The organism is Xanthomonas sp. CFBP 8443 (assembly GCF_025666195.1).
GTDB lineage: Bacteria > Pseudomonadota > Gammaproteobacteria > Xanthomonadales > Xanthomonadaceae > Xanthomonas_A.
This window is the reverse complement of sequence record NZ_CP102592.1, coordinates 4,596,748-4,610,757: the sequence shown is the minus strand read 5'-3', so window position 1 is coordinate 4,610,757 and position 14,010 is coordinate 4,596,748. Positions and strand designations below refer to the sequence as shown.

12 protein-coding genes are annotated in these 14,010 nt (G+C 69.5%); 9 read left to right on the top strand and 3 right to left on the bottom strand.

Annotated features, from left to right (window positions below; genetic code table 11):
- Positions 1 to 237: 237 nt before the first annotated feature.
- Both NUG20_RS19170 and NUG20_RS19165 read left to right on the top strand, forming a co-directional pair.
- Positions 238 to 2,469, top strand: a complete 2,232-nt coding sequence (locus tag NUG20_RS19170; RefSeq protein ID WP_263395984.1) for an NADP-dependent isocitrate dehydrogenase — start codon at positions 238 to 240, stop codon at positions 2,467 to 2,469.
- 170 nt (positions 2,470 to 2,639) lie between these two features.
- Entirely contained in the window at positions 2,640 to 3,296 is a 657-nt protein-coding gene (locus NUG20_RS19165) for a dihydrofolate reductase family protein (RefSeq protein ID WP_263395983.1), read from the top strand.
- A 108-nt stretch (positions 3,297 to 3,404) separates the two neighbouring features.
- On the opposite strand, the gene NUG20_RS19160 is transcribed toward NUG20_RS19165, so the two are convergent.
- Positions 3,405 to 3,632: a hypothetical protein gene (locus NUG20_RS19160; protein ID WP_263395982.1), complete on the bottom strand. Its 228-nt coding sequence runs from the start codon at positions 3,630 to 3,632 to the stop codon at positions 3,405 to 3,407.
- Positions 3,633 to 3,727: 95 nt separating this feature from the next.
- Here NUG20_RS19160 and NUG20_RS19155 point away from each other — a divergent pair, with 95 nt between their 5' ends.
- The 4 genes from NUG20_RS19155 to fos all read left to right on the top strand — a co-directional run bounded on the left by NUG20_RS19155 (position 3,728) and on the right by fos (position 7,792).
- Positions 3,728 to 4,660 carry a LysR substrate-binding domain-containing protein gene (locus NUG20_RS19155; RefSeq protein WP_263395981.1) on the top strand — a complete coding sequence of 311 codons (933 nt, stop codon included), beginning with the start codon at positions 3,728 to 3,730 and terminating at the stop codon, positions 4,658 to 4,660.
- Positions 4,661 to 4,669: 9 nt separating this feature from the next.
- Complete coding sequence (gene aceK, locus NUG20_RS19150) at positions 4,670 to 6,412, top strand: bifunctional isocitrate dehydrogenase kinase/phosphatase (protein ID WP_263395980.1); 1,743 nt, start codon at positions 4,670 to 4,672, stop codon at positions 6,410 to 6,412.
- 85 nt (positions 6,413 to 6,497) lie between these two features.
- Positions 6,498 to 7,367 carry an energy transducer TonB gene (locus tag NUG20_RS19145; protein ID WP_263395979.1) on the top strand — a complete coding sequence of 290 codons (870 nt, stop codon included), beginning with the start codon at positions 6,498 to 6,500 and terminating at the stop codon, positions 7,365 to 7,367.
- An 8-nt stretch (positions 7,368 to 7,375) separates the two neighbouring features.
- Positions 7,376 to 7,792 carry a fosfomycin resistance glutathione transferase gene (gene fos, locus NUG20_RS19140; protein WP_263395978.1) on the top strand — a complete coding sequence of 139 codons (417 nt, stop codon included), beginning with the start codon at positions 7,376 to 7,378 and terminating at the stop codon, positions 7,790 to 7,792.
- 99 nt (positions 7,793 to 7,891) lie between these two features.
- Here fos and rho read toward each other — a convergent pair whose 3' ends face one another.
- Complete coding sequence (gene rho / locus NUG20_RS19135) at positions 7,892 to 9,739, bottom strand: transcription termination factor Rho (RefSeq protein WP_263395977.1); 1,848 nt, start codon at positions 9,737 to 9,739, stop codon at positions 7,892 to 7,894.
- A 242-nt stretch (positions 9,740 to 9,981) separates the two neighbouring features.
- Positions 9,982 to 10,323 (bottom strand): thioredoxin TrxA, encoded by a 342-nt coding sequence (gene trxA / locus NUG20_RS19130; protein WP_263112168.1) that lies wholly within the window; start codon positions 10,321 to 10,323, stop codon positions 9,982 to 9,984.
- A 201-nt stretch (positions 10,324 to 10,524) separates the two neighbouring features.
- Between trxA and rhlB the strand changes: the two genes are divergently transcribed.
- The 3 genes from rhlB to ftsX all read left to right on the top strand — a co-directional run bounded on the left by rhlB (position 10,525) and on the right by ftsX (position 14,007).
- Positions 10,525 to 12,303, top strand: coding sequence for an ATP-dependent RNA helicase RhlB (gene rhlB, locus NUG20_RS19125; protein WP_263395976.1), 1,779 nt, complete (start codon positions 10,525 to 10,527; stop codon positions 12,301 to 12,303).
- Positions 12,304 to 12,376: 73 nt separating this feature from the next.
- The gene (gene ftsE / locus NUG20_RS19120) at positions 12,377 to 13,063 is read left to right on the top strand and encodes a cell division ATP-binding protein FtsE (RefSeq protein ID WP_263112170.1); all 687 of its coding nucleotides are present in this window, start codon (positions 12,377 to 12,379) and stop codon (positions 13,061 to 13,063) included.
- Entirely contained in the window at positions 13,060 to 14,007 is a 948-nt protein-coding gene (gene ftsX, locus NUG20_RS19115) for a permease-like cell division protein FtsX (RefSeq protein WP_263395975.1), read from the top strand. The genes ftsE and ftsX overlap by 4 nt, the downstream gene beginning before the upstream one ends.
- Positions 14,008 to 14,010: the final 3 nt, after the last annotated feature.

Sequence of the window (14,010 nt, the reverse complement as noted above, 5' to 3'; positions counted from 1 at the left end):
CGTCGCACGCAATGCGCATGCACCGGTTCGTGCGCTGCCGGCGGTCTCCACCGTTCCATGCAAACGCTTTCTCCGGCCCGCGGAAAACGCGACAATCGGCGGCCGTCATGCCATCGCCGTCGCAGGATTTCCCTACGCCGGAAGCGCTGCGATCCGCACGCCGTCCGCGCCGTGCCACCCGCAGTCTTTTCCGCGGCACCGTGTCCTTCCCGAATCGCAAGAGAGCCTACGTCACTCATGTCGAATACGCCCAAGATCCTGTACACGCTCACCGATGAAGCACCGTACCTGGCGACGCAGTCGCTGCTGCCGATCGTCGCCGCCTTCGCCGGCACTGCCGGCATCGCCGTGGAAACCCGCGACATCTCGCTGGCCGGCCGGCTGATCTCGCAGTTCCCCGAATACCTGCGCGAGGACCAGCGCATCGCCGACGACCTGGCCGAGCTGGGCCAGCTGGCGACCACGCCGGAAGCCAACATCATCAAGCTGCCCAACATCAGCGCCTCGGTGCCGCAGCTCAAGGCCGCGATCAAGGAACTGCAGCAGCAGGGCTACGCGCTGCCGGACTACCTGGACGAGCCGCAGGACGACAAGCAGAAAGAGGCCAAGGCCCGCTACGACCGGGTCAAGGGCAGCGCGGTCAACCCGGTGCTGCGCGAAGGCAATTCCGATCGCCGCGCGCCGTTGTCGGTGAAGAACTACGCGCGCAAGCATCCGCACCGCATGGGCGCGTGGAGCGCGGAGTCCAAGTCGCACGTGGCGCACATGGACGCCGGCGATTTCTACGGCAGCGAGCGTTCGGTGCTGATCGAGCAGGCCGGCAGCGTCAGGATCGAACTGGTCGGCAACGACGGCACCACCACCGTGCTGAAGGAAAAGACCGCGGTGCAGGCCGGCGAGATCATCGACGCGGCGGTGATGAGCAAGCGCGCGCTGGCCAGCTTCGTGCAGGCGCAGATCGCCGATGCCAAGCAGCAGGGTGTGCTGTTCTCGCTGCACCTGAAGGCGACGATGATGAAGGTCTCCGACCCGATCATGTTCGGCGTGGTGGTCGGCGCGTTCTACCAGGAGGTGCTGGACAAGCACGCCGAGGCGCTGAAGCAGGTCGGCTTCGATCCGAACAACGGCATCGGCGACCTGTACGCGCGCATCGGCACGCTGCCGGAGGCGCAGCGCAAGCAGATCGAGGCCGACCTGCAGGCGGTGTACGCGCAGCGCCCGGCGCTGGCGATGGTCAATTCCGACAAGGGCATCACCAACCTGCACGTGCCCAGCGACGTGATCGTCGATGCGTCGATGCCGGCGATGATCCGCGACTCGGGCAAGATGTGGAACGCCGAGGGCAAGCTGCAGGACACCAAGGCGCTGATCCCGGACCGCTGCTATGCCGGCGTGTACCAGGCGGTGATCGAGGACTGCAAGCAGCATGGCGCGTTCGATCCGGCGACGATGGGCAGCGTTCCCAATGTCGGCCTGATGGCGCAGAAGGCCGAGGAATACGGTTCGCACGACAAGACCTTCCAGATCGCCGCCGCCGGCACGGTGCGGGTCAGCGATGCCGGCGGCAACGTGCTGCTCGAGCATCCGGTCGAGGCGGGCGACATCTGGCGCATGTGCCAGGTCAAGGACGCGCCGATCCAGGACTGGGTCAAGCTGGCGGTCAGCCGTGCGCGCCTGAGCGACACCCCGGCGGTGTTCTGGCTGGATCCGCAGCGCGCGCACGATGCGCTGATGATCCAGAAGGTGGAGCGCTACCTGCAGGACCACGACACCAAGGGCCTGGACATCCGCATCCTGTCGCCGGTGGAGGCGACCGCGTTCTCGCTGCAGCGCATCCGCAAGGGCGAGGACACCATCTCGGTCACCGGCAACGTGCTGCGCGACTACCTCACCGACCTGTTCCCGATCATGGAGCTGGGCACCAGCGCCAAGATGCTGTCGATCGTGCCGCTGATGGCCGGCGGCGGCCTGTTCGAGACCGGCGCCGGCGGTTCGGCGCCCAAGCACGTGCAGCAGTTCGTCGAAGAGAACTACCTGCGCTGGGATTCGCTGGGCGAGTTCCTGGCCCTGGCCGCGTCGCTGGAGCATCTGGGCCAGCGCGAACGCAGCGCGCGCATCGGCGTGCTGGCGCGGACCCTGGACCAGGCCAACGGCCAGTTCCTGGACAACGACAAGTCGCCCTCGCGCAAGGTCGGCGAACTGGACAACCGCGGTAGCCATTTCTATCTGGCGATGTATTGGGCGCAGGCGCTGGCCGCGCAGGACGAGGATGCCGCGCTGAACGCACGTTTCGCGCCGCTGGCCAAGCAGCTGACCGAGAACGAGGCCGCGATCGTGGCCGAGCTCAACGGCGTGCAGGGCAAGCCGGTCGACATCCAGGGCTACTACCGCCCGAACCTGGAACTGGTCAGCCAGGCGATGCGGCCGAGCGCGACGTTCAACGCCGCGCTGGCGACGCTGACGGCCTGACGCGGACGCGTGCCACGGGGACGGGCCGCCGGCCTGTCCCCGCTGGCGACGGCGCGCCGAGCGCCGCAATCCCGAAAAAACATCGTGCGTGCTTGTCGAGACGCGGCGTCCTGGGACGTCGTGATTGGGTAACGTTGGCCGAGCGTGGCCACGCACCGAAGGAGCGCGGGATGAGAAAGATCATTGTGGGAGCGTTCGTCAGCCTCGATGGCGTCATGCAGGCCCCGGGCGGGCCGGACGAGGATCCCATCGGCGGTTTCAGGCACGGCGGCTGGGCCGCCCCGTATTTCGACCCGACGCTGGAAGGCTCGGTGGGCGAGATGTTCGCCAAGCCGTTCGACCTGCTGCTCGGGCGCAAGACCTACGACATCTTCGCCGCGCATTGGCCGTATGTCGGCGCGGACGATCCGATCGGCCCGATGTTCGACCGGATCAACAAGTACGTCGCGACCCGCAACCCGGCGCTGGACCTCACCTGGCAGAACAGCCACGCGCTGCGTCCCGACGCGGTGGCCGCGGTCCGCCAGCTGAAGCGCGAGGACGGCCCGGACCTGCTGACCCAGGGCTCGACCGACTTCCTGAAGACGCTGTTCGACAACGACCTGGTCGACGAACTCAACGTATCGTTCTTCCCGCTGGTGCTCGGCACCGGCAAGCGGCTGTTCGGCGGTGCCTTCCACGGCGCCTTCCAGCTGCTCGCGTCGACGGCGTCCGCGTCCGGCGTCGTCGTCAACCGGTACGTCCGCGCCGGCGACATCGTCACCGGTTCGTTCGAATTCGAGCAGCCGACCGACGCCGAACTGGAGCGCCGCCGCCGATTGACCTGAGACGGTTTGCCGCGCGGTCGCGCGCGGCTGCCAGTGCGTGGCGCAGACCGGTCGGCGATGCATCTGCCACGCGTGTGCAGGCGCCGCGCAGGCGCGTGCCTGTGGGGGTCAGCGGAACGGCGAGAGCGCGGTCATCGCCCGCAGCAGCGCCGAACGACGGCGCGCGCCCGCTGCCGGGGCCGGCTCGCCGGGCGTGGCCTGCGCTGCGTCGGCGGCAGGCGCCGGCGCTGCCGGTCCGGGTCCTGCCGGTGCGGCCTGCGCTGTCGCCAGCGAACGCGCCAGCTCGGCATTGGCGATGTGCCCGTGGTGGAACAACAGATCGCTGTAGATGCTCATCGTGGTGCTCCTGGCTTGAGTGGAATCGACGATAGGCGCAAGCTGAGCCTTGAAAAAGCGACCATTCCGCAAGTCAGACTTGAATTGGATTCAACATGGCGCGTCCGCCGCTGCACGCTCTGCAAGGTTTCGTCAGCGTCGCCCGGCTCGGCAACCTGTCGCGCGCGGCGGCCGCAATGCACCTCACCGTCAGTGCGCTGAGCCATCAGATGCGCGCGCTGGAACAGCGCCTGGGCTATCGGCTGCTCGACCGGCACGCGCGCGGGGTGACGCTGACCGCCGACGGGCGGCGCCTGCTCGAACGCATCGGCCCGCACCTGGACGCGATCGGCGAGGCGCTGCAGCCGTTCGCCGCGCGCCGCGACGACGTGCTGACGATCAGCCTGACCCCGTCGATGGCGTCAGCCTGGCTGGTGCCGCGCCTGGGCGATTTCCTGGCGCGGCATCCGCACATCGAGATCAATCTGCTGTCCGACCAGCGGCTGGTCGATTTCGAGCGCCAGCCGCAGATCGACGCGTCGTTGCGGATCGGCAACGGCCAGTGGCCGGGGCTGGCGGTCGAGGCGTTGTTCGACGAGTGGCTGGTGCCGATGGCCAGCCCGGCGCTGATCGCGCGGATGGGCGCACGCAAGCGCACGCCGCTGGCGCAGTGGCCGCTGATCGGCGATCCGGACGGCGAATGGGAGCGTTGGTTCGCCGCCGCCGGCGAAACCGCGCCTGCGCGCTATGTGGCGGTGTTCGACGATTCCGAGTCGCACCATCGCGCGGCGCTGGATGGCGTCGGCGTGGCCCTGGGCCGCATCACCCGCGCGCGGCTGATGCTCGACGCCGGCCAGCTGGTGTCGCTGTCGCCGCACCGGGTGAAGGCGACCTGGTCGCACTATCTGGTGTATCCGCCGCGCTCGGCCGCGCATGGCGGTTTCCTGGCGTTCCGCGACTGGCTGCGCGCACAGGCCGACGAGCACCGGCAGCACACCCAGGCCCCCGAGGCGGCGGCCGCGCCCAGGCGCCGCCGCGCGCGCGGGTAGACTGCGGCCATGACCATCGCGCCCGCTCCGCCCGTGCCCACCGAACCCCGCGCCGACGCCGTCGCGCGCAGCATCCGCGACGCGTTCGAGGACTACCATGCGCGCTTCGCGCAGATCAGCGCCCGCGCCCGCCGCCGCTTCGAGACCCGCGACTGGAACGCCGCGCGCAACGACGCGGTCGAGCGCATCGCGCTGTACGACCAGTGCATCGGCGAGTGCATGCTGCGCCTGCGCGCGCTGCTGCTCGGCCAGGCCCACGACCGCGTGCTGTGGGCGCAGGTGCGCGACAGCTACGCCGCGCAACTGCGCGGGCTGATCGACCAGGAGCTGTACAAGACCTTCTACAACACGCTGACCCGGCGCTTCTTCCGCACCCAGGGCGTGGATACGCGGATCGAGTTCGTCGCGCTGGACATCGAGCCGACCGATGCGATCACCCATCCGGTGGCGCGGCACAACTACGTGGTCTCCGAGACGCGGCCGGTGGATGCGTTCGTGCGCGTGCTCGGCGACTACCCGTTCGACGTGCCGTACGCGCACCGCACGCGCTGCGCCGCGGCCATCGCGGTGCGCCTGCAGGACGACCTGGCGCACTGGGGCGAACATCCGGTGCGCGGCATCGAATTGCTGGAGACGGTGTTCTACCGCGAGCGCCGCGCCTACCTGGTCGGCCGCGTGTTCGGCGAGCATCGTTTCTCGCCGTGCGTGATCGCGCTGGTCAACGACGCCGACGGCCTGCGCGCCGAAGCGGTGCTGACCAAGCGCAACGACGTGGCGCAGCTGTTCGGCATCTCGCGCAGCTACTTCCAGGCCGACCTGCCCACCGTCGGCGATGCGGTGGTGTTCCTGCGCAGCCTGCTGCCGCACAAGCCGATCGACGAGCTGTACACCATGCTCGGCCGCGCCAAGCAGGGCAAGACCGAGCGCTTCCGCACCTTCTTCCGCCATTTCCAGGCCCAGCCCAACGAGCAGCTGGTGCACGCCGAGGGCACGCCCGGAATGGTCATGGCGGTGTTCACCCTGCCCAGCTACCCGCTGGTGTTCAAGCTGATCCGCGACCGCTTCGCCTATCCGAAGACGATGAGTCGCGAGCAGGTCGAGGACAAGTACGCGCTGGTGTTCAACCTGGACCGGGTCGGCCGCCTGCTCGACGCGCAGCCGTACCGTTCGCTGCGCTTCCCGCGCGCGCGCTTCGCCCCGGCGCTGCTCGCCGAACTGCTGCAGGGCTGCGCGCGCAGCCTGCGCGAGGACGGCGATGACCTGATCTTCGAGCTGTGCTACGTGCAACGGCGGCTGCGCCCGCTGAACCTGTACCTGCGCGAGCAGACCGCCGAAGCGGCGCGCGAGGCGGCACTGGACTACGCGCAGGCGATCAAGGACATGGCGCGCAACAACATCTTCCCCGGCGACATGCTGCTGAAGAACTTCGGCGTGTCGCGGCAGGGGCGCGCGGTGTTCTACGACTACGACGAACTGTGCCTGGTCACCGACTGCACGTTCCGCGACTGGCCGCAGCCACGCAACGACGAGGAAGCGATGTCCGCCGAGCCCTGGTTCCACGTCGCCGCGCGCGACGTGTTCCCGGAGCGCTTCGCGCTGTTCATGGGCCTGCCCGCCGCCTCGCTGGATGCGGTCAGGCGCGCCCATGGCGAACTGTTCGACCCACAATGGTGGCGTGACCTGCAGGCGCGGCTGCGCGAGGACGACTACCCGGACGCGCCGCCGTACCCGGAGTCGCTGCGCCTGGCCTGACTTGCCCGGCGCCATGCCGCTGCGCTGTAATTGACGGCTACGACTTCTCGCAAAGGAATGACGGATGCAAAGGAACATGCAGGGTATGGCACTGCGCGGGTGGCTGTTGCTGGCGCTGGCACTGTTCGCCGGCAGCGCGCTCGCCGCAGGACCGGGCGCGGTGCGCAAGCAGATCGAAAGCAGCCTGTTGCTGCAGGGCAAGGTCGACATCGAGGTGGACGGCTCGGTCAGCCGGGTCGTCCTGGACAAGGAGGAGAGGCTGCCGTCCGGCGTCGTGAATTTCGTGCGCAGCTCGGCGCTGCAGTGGACGTTCGAACCGGTCACCCGCGACGGCAAGCCGGTGGCCGCGCGTGCGCCGATGAGCGTGCGCGTGGTGGCCAAGCGCCAGGAGGGCGACAGCTACCAGATCGCCATTCGCAACGTCAGCTTCGCCACCTACGACGAACGCGACCCGGCCGCGGTGGCCATGCTGCAGATGGCCCCGCCGGCCTACCCCGAAGCGGCGTTCCGCGCCGGCGCCGGCGGCATGGTCTACCTGATCGTCAAGGTCGGCCGCGACGGCAAGCCCGAACAGGCCTTCGCCGAGCAGGTCAACCTGCAGGTGGTGGCGTCGGGGAACGAAATGCAGCGGCTGCGCGACATCTTCACCAGGAGCGCGCTGGCGGCGGCCAAGAAGTGGACGTTCCGCCCGCCGACGCAAGGTGAGGCGGCCGCCGAGCCCTACTGGATCGTGCGCGTGCCGGTGAGCTACTCGCTCGAGGGCAATCCCAACGAAGGCAATCCCGACGACTATGGCCGCTGGGTCAGCTACGTGCCCGGGCCGCGGCAACCGGCGCCGTGGCCGGTTCCGCAGGACCGCGCGCAGTTTTCGCCCGATGCGCTGCCCGGCAGCGGCGTGTACATGGCCGGGCGCAACGCTGGTCCGCGGCTGCTGACTGCGCTGGAAGGCGGCTGAGGCATCCGGTGCTTGCCGGTCTGAGCCATCTGACGCTGGCGGTCGCCGACCTGGAGCGGAGCGTGGGTTTCTACCGCGACCTGCTGGGAATGCGCCTGGCCGCACGTTGGGACAACGGCGCGTACTTGGAGTGCGGGCCATTGTGGCTATGCCTGGCCGTGGCGGCTGCACCCGGACGGCCGCGCCCGGCGGCCGACTACACCCACTATGCGTTCTCCATCACGCAGCACGCGTTCGCCGGCTTCGTCGAGCGGCTGCGCGCGCACGCGGTGGTGGAGTGGCAGCGCAACCGCAGCGAAGGAGATTCGTTCTACTTCCTCGACCCCGATGGCCATCGGCTGGAAGCGCACGTGGGCGACCTTGCCTCGCGCCTGGCGCAGTGCCGGTTGCAGCCCTATGCGGGCATGCGCTTCCATCCGGACTGAGCATCGCCCAGGCATGCGGCGATGGCGCCGCCCACCGGGACGCGCAAACGAAAACGCCCCGCCGAAGCGGGGCGTTTCGCGTTCGAGGCCGCGCCGGACTCAGCGCTTCATCGAACCGAAGAACTCGTCGTTGGACTTGGTGTTCTTCATCTTGTCCAGCAGGAATTCCATTGCCGCGATCTCGTCCATCGGATGCAGCAGCTTGCGCAGGATCCAGATCTTCTGCAGCAGCTCCGGCTCGATCAGCAGGTCTTCGCGGCGGGTGCCGGAACGGTTGATGTCGATCGCCGGGTACACGCGCTTTTCGGCGATACGGCGGTTCAGGTGCACTTCGCTGTTGCCGGTGCCCTTGAACTCCTCGTAGATCACCTCGTCCATCTTGCTGCCGGTCTCCACCAGCGCGGTGGCGATGATGGTCAGCGAGCCGCCTTCCTCGACGTTGCGCGCCGCGCCGAAGAAGCGCTTCGGGCGGTGCAGCGCATTGGCGTCGACGCCGCCGCTGAGCACCTTGCCGGAGGACGGCACCACGTTGTTGTAGGCGCGGGCCAGGCGGGTGATCGAGTCGAGCAGGATCACCACGTCCTTCTTGTGCTCGACCAGGCGCTTGGCGCGCTCGATCACCATCTCGGCGACCTGCACGTGGCGCGCGGCCGGCTCGTCGAAGGTGGAGGAGATGACCTCGCCGCGCACGGTGCGCTGCATTTCGGTCACTTCTTCCGGCCGCTCGTCGATCAGCAGCACGATCATGTGCACGTCGGGATGGTTGGTGGTGATCGCCGTGGCCACCTGCTGCATCAGCATGGTCTTGCCGGCCTTGGGCGGGGACACGATCAGCGCGCGCTGGCCCTTGCCCTGCGGCGCCATCAGATCGAGGATGCGCCCGGAGATGTCTTCCGAGGAACCGTTGCCGCGTTCCAGGGTGAAGCGCTTGCGCGGGAACAGCGCGGTCAGGTTCTCGAACAGCACCTTGTTCTTGCTCGCTTCCAGCGGCTCGCCGTTGATCGTGTCGACGATCGACAGCGCGAAGTAGCGTTCGCCGTCCTTCGGGAAGCGGATGCGGCCGGACAGGTGGTCGCCGGTGCGCAGGTTGAAGCGGCGGATCTGGCTGGGCGAGATGTAGGTGTCGTCCGGGCCGGCCAGGTAGCTGGCCTCGGCCGCGCGCAGGAAGCCGAAGCCGTCCGGCAGGATCTCCAGCACGCCGTCGGCGGCGACGCCTTCGCCGTGGCGGGTCAGCACCTTGAGCAGCGCGAAGATCACGTCCTGCTTGCGCGCGCGGGCCACGCCGTCCTGGATGTTGAGCTGCTCGGCGATGTCCAGCAGCTTCTGCGCCGGCATCCGCTTCAGGTCGCTCAGCGAGTAGATCGGGAAGCCTTCCGGCACGTTGGCGTGCGGCCGCGGCACGAACACTTCGTTGGCGCCGGTGTCGTTGGGCAGGCCGTTGTCCGGGTAGCGCTCACGACCACCGCCATTGCCACCACCACCACCACCACCACCACCGCGATCGCGGCGATTGCGGAAGCGGTCGCGGCGATTGCCCTGCTGGTTCTGGTTGTTCTGCGGGTTGTTCTGGTTCTGCGGATTCTGGTTGTTGAAGCGCGCATTGCCGCCTTCGCGCGCTTCGCCGCCGTCATTCTGGTTGCCGCCGCCCTGGCCCTGGGCATCGCCGCCGGAGGCGGGAGCGGGCTGGGGCTGGGACGACGAGGAAGGAGCCTGCGCGTGTTCCTGCGGCGCGGCGCGTTCCTGACGTTCCTGGCGTTCCTGCGGAGCGGGGCGGGGCGCGTCGGCCTGGGCCGGCGCCTGGTTCAGCGGCAGGTTCGGCTGCGCCGGCGCGCCGTGCTCGGCTCCGCCGTCAGCGCCGGAGGCGGCCTTGCTGACACGCGGCTTGCGCGCGCGCTTTTCGGCGGGGGCGTCGACGCTCCCGGGTTCGGTGGTGGTGTTATCGGACAAGTGGTGATTCCTCGCTATGAGTGCGAGCGCCCAGCGTGGGGGCAAACGGGTTGGGAAGGGGTCTAGAAGAGAATCTTCCAGAGGGGGTGCGGTGCGCGAATGCCACCGGATACGCCGACACTATCATCGCCGCGCAACCACGGCAAGCAGGCGTTACCGGGCGATTCAGCCGGCCGGCAGCGGCGCTGCGGGCCGGTATGGCAGCGGCCCGCTCCGATCCGGAGCGGCCGCGTGCCGGCGCCTCAGGCGGCCGCGCCGCCCAGGGTCTTGTCGATCATCTGGGTCAGCTGGCCCTTGCCGACGGCGCCGATCTGGGTGGCCTGGACCTGGCCGTCCTTGAACAGCAGCAGCATCGGGATCGAGCGCACGTGGTACTTGATCGCGGTGGCGCGGTTCTCGTCGACGTTGACCTTGGCCACCTTGAGCTTGCCGTCGTAGGTGTCGGCCAGATCGTCCAGGACCGGGGCGATCATCTTGCACGGGCCGCACCATTCCGCCCAGAAGTCCACCAGGACCGGCTCGCCGGATTGCAGCACGGCGGTATCGAAATCGGCGTCGCCGACGTGTAGGACCTTGTCGCTCACTAGGGTATCTCCTGGGGCAATGCGACGGGCCGGACCGGGTGGCCGCCGCTATTGCGGTAAACTGGGGCATTGCGCGGCGAAATCAAGGGATTCCCCCTGTCGCGCGACCCGGCATGGAAGTAGCCAGTGTGCGACGCTGCCGGGGCCGATGCAAGCCGCGACCTTACGCTTCGGGCGGGGTGGCCTGACGAAGATGGAATGATGAGCGACAAACCGCTGACCGATGTGACTTTTTCCGCGTTCGAGCTGCAACCGGCGCTGCTCGCCGGCCTCGAAGGCGCCGGCTTCACCCGCTGCACGCCGATCCAGGCGCTGACCCTGCCGGTGGCCCTGCCAGGCCGCGACGTGGCCGGCCAGGCCCAGACCGGCACCGGCAAGACCCTGGCGTTCCTGGTGACAGTGATGAACCGCCTGCTCAGCCGCCCGGCGCTGGCCGACCGCAAGCCCGAGGATCCGCGCGCGCTGATCCTGGCCCCGACCCGCGAACTGGCGATCCAGATCCACAAGGATGCGGTGAAGTTCGGCGCCGACCTGGGCCTGCGCTTCGCGCTCGTCTACGGCGGCGTGGACTACGACAAGCAGCGCGAACTGCTGCAGCAGGGCGTGGACGTGATCATCGCCACCCCCGGCCGGCTGATCGACTACGTCAAGCAGCATAAAGTGGTGTCGCTGCACGCCTGCGAGATCTGCGTGCTCGACGAAGCCGACCGCATGTTCGACCTGGGCTTCATCAAGGACATCCGCTTCCTGCTGCGGCGCATGCCCGAGCGCGGCACCCGGCAGACCCTGCTGTTCTCGGCCACGCTCAGCCACCGCGTGCTGGAACTGGCCTACGAGCACATGAACGAGCCGGAAAAGCTCGTGGTCGAGACCGAGAGCATCACCGCCGCGCGCGTGCGCCAGCGCATCTACTTCCCCTCCGACGAGGAGAAGCTGACCCTGCTGCTGGGCCTGCTGTCGCGCAGCGAGGGCGCGCGCACCATGGTGTTCGTCAACACCAAGGCCTTCGTCGAGCGCGTGGCGCGTTCGCTGGAGCGCAACGGCTACCGGGTCGGCGTGCTGTCCGGCGACGTGCCGCAGAAGAAGCGCGAGACCCTGCTCAACCGCTTCCAGAAGGGCCAGCTGGAGATCCTGGTCGCCACCGACGTGGCCGCGCGCGGCCTGCACATCGATGGCGTCAAGTACGTCTACAACTACGACCTGCCGTTCGACGCGGAAGACTACGTGCACCGCATCGGCCGCACCGCGCGGCTGGGCGAGGAAGGCGACGCGATCAGCTTCGCCTGCGAGCGCTACGCGATGAGCCTGCCGGACATCGAGGCCTACATCGAGCAGAAGATCCCGGTCGAGCCGGTCACCGCCGAACTGCTGGTGGCGCTGCCGCGGACCCCGCGCGCAGTGGTCGAAGGCGAAGCGGTCGAGGTCGACCCGGATGCCGACGAGAGCATCGGCGACATCTTCCGCGAGGCGCGTGCGCAGCGCGAGGCCGACGAGCAGCGGCGCGGCGGCGGCAGCAGCCGCGGCAAGCCCGGCGCCGGCCGTAGCGGTCCGGGCGGTGCTGGCCGCAGCGGCGAAACGCGCAGCGCCGACGGCAAGCCGCGGCGCCCGCGCACCCCGCGTCCGGCCGAGGGCGATGCCGCAGCCGCGGCGGTCACGGCGGCGCCCGTCGCTGCCGAGGCCGAAGCCGTCGCGGTCCCGGTCGCCGCACCCGCGCCGAAGCCGGTGCGCGCGGCCGCCGAGGGCGCGGCCGCCGTCGATGGCGAGCGTCCGCCGCGCAAGCGCCGGCGCCGCCGTGGCGGCCGTCCGCTGGAAGGCGCCGAAGGCGCGGCAGCGTCCGTGCCGACCGACGCGCCGGCCAAGCCGGTGCAGGTCAGGGCTGCGCGCCAGGGCGAGCGTGCCGCCGCGCCGGCCGCGGCGGCGAACGATTCGTTCCTGACCCGCCTCGGCCGCAAGCTGCGTTCGCTGGTCTCCAGCTCCTGATGAACCGGCGCTCCACCGTTCGCGGCGTGCGCACGGTGGACGAAAACCCGGGCCGCTCCGGCATAATCGCCGGATGAGCGTCCTGCGGTTCGACAATGTCAGCAAACAGTACGCCGGTGGCCACGAGGCGCTGGTGGACGTCAGCTTCCAGGTGGAGGAGGGCGAGATGCTGTTCGTCACCGGCCATTCCGGTGCGGGCAAGAGTACCTTGCTCAAGTTGATCCACCTCAGCGAGCGTCCGTCGCGCGGCGCGGTGCTGTTCGGCGAGCGCAACCTGTTGAAGGTGCGCGGGCGGCGCGTGCCGCTGCATCGGCGCGAGGTCGGCGCCGTGTACCAGGACCACCGCCTGCTGATGGACCGCAGCATCGCCGAGAACGTGGCGCTGCCGCTGATCCTGCGCGGCACCCGCCGCGCCGAGATCGGCAAGCGGGTGCGCTCGGTGCTGGAGCGGATGGGCCTGGGCCATCGCGAGAAGGCGCTGCCGTCGCAGCTGTCGGCCGGCGAGCAGCAGCGCGTTGGCATCGCCCGGGCGATGGTCGGCGAACCGCGCCTGCTGGTCGCCGACGAGCCGACCGGCAATCTCGACCCGACCCTGGCCGCGGAGATCATGCAGCTGTTCGCCGAACTGCCGGCGCGCGGCACCAGCGTGCTGGTGGTCAGCCACGACCTGGCGCTGCTCAAGCAGATGCGCAAGCGCGTACTGATCCTGGACCACGGCCGCCTGGTCGACGACATCTCCCCGCAGGACCTGGCCGAATGAGCGCACGCAATGCCGCCGGCGCCGCCGCGCCCTCGCGCCTGGGCGTGTGGTGGGACCACCACCTGCACAGCATCGTCTACAGCCTCGGCCGCGCCATGCGCAAGCCGTGGGCGACGCTGCTGACGATGGCGGTGATGGCCCTGGCCCTGGCGTTGCCGCTGGGGCTGTCGATCGCGCTGGACAACCTCAAGCATTTCGCCGGCAGCGTGCAGCAGTCGCGCGACATCAACGTGTTCCTGAAGACCGGCGTCGACGCCGCTGCGGCGGACACGCTGGCGGCGAGCCTGCGCGGCCGGGCCGACGTCGCCGCGGTAGCGCTGCGCACCCCCGAGCAGGGCATGGCCGAGCTGCGCGACAGCGCCGGGCTCGGCGAGGCGCTGGACGCGCTCGACGACAATCCGCTGCCGACGCTGCTGATCGTCACCCCGGCCGCGGCCGACGACGCGCCGCTGGCGGCGTCGCTGAGCGCGCTGCCGCAGGCCGACCTGGTGCAGCACGACGCGCTGTGGCGTAAGCGCCTGGACGGCTGGCTGCGTTTCGGCGAGCGCCTGGTGCAGGTGCTGTCGGTGCTGCTCGGCGCCGGCGCGGCGCTGGTGGTCGGCAACACAGTGCGCCTGGACATCCAGTCGCGGCGCGAGGAGATCGGCGTGCTGCAGTTGCTCGGCGCCAGCGACGGCTTCATCCGCCGCCCGTTCCTGTACCTGGGCGCGTGGTACGGCTTCGGCGCCGGGGTGATGGCGCTGGGCCTGATCGCCGCCTCCGGGCTGGCGCTGGGGCCGCCGCTGGCGGAACTGGCCGACAGCTACGGCAGCCATTTCGTCTTGCACGGCCTGGATGCCCTGCACTCGGCGTTCGTGCTGCTCGGCACCCTGCTGCTGGGCTGGCTCGGCGCCTGGCTGGTGACCGGGCACTTCCTGCGCCAGACGCGTCCCACCGACACCTGAGGC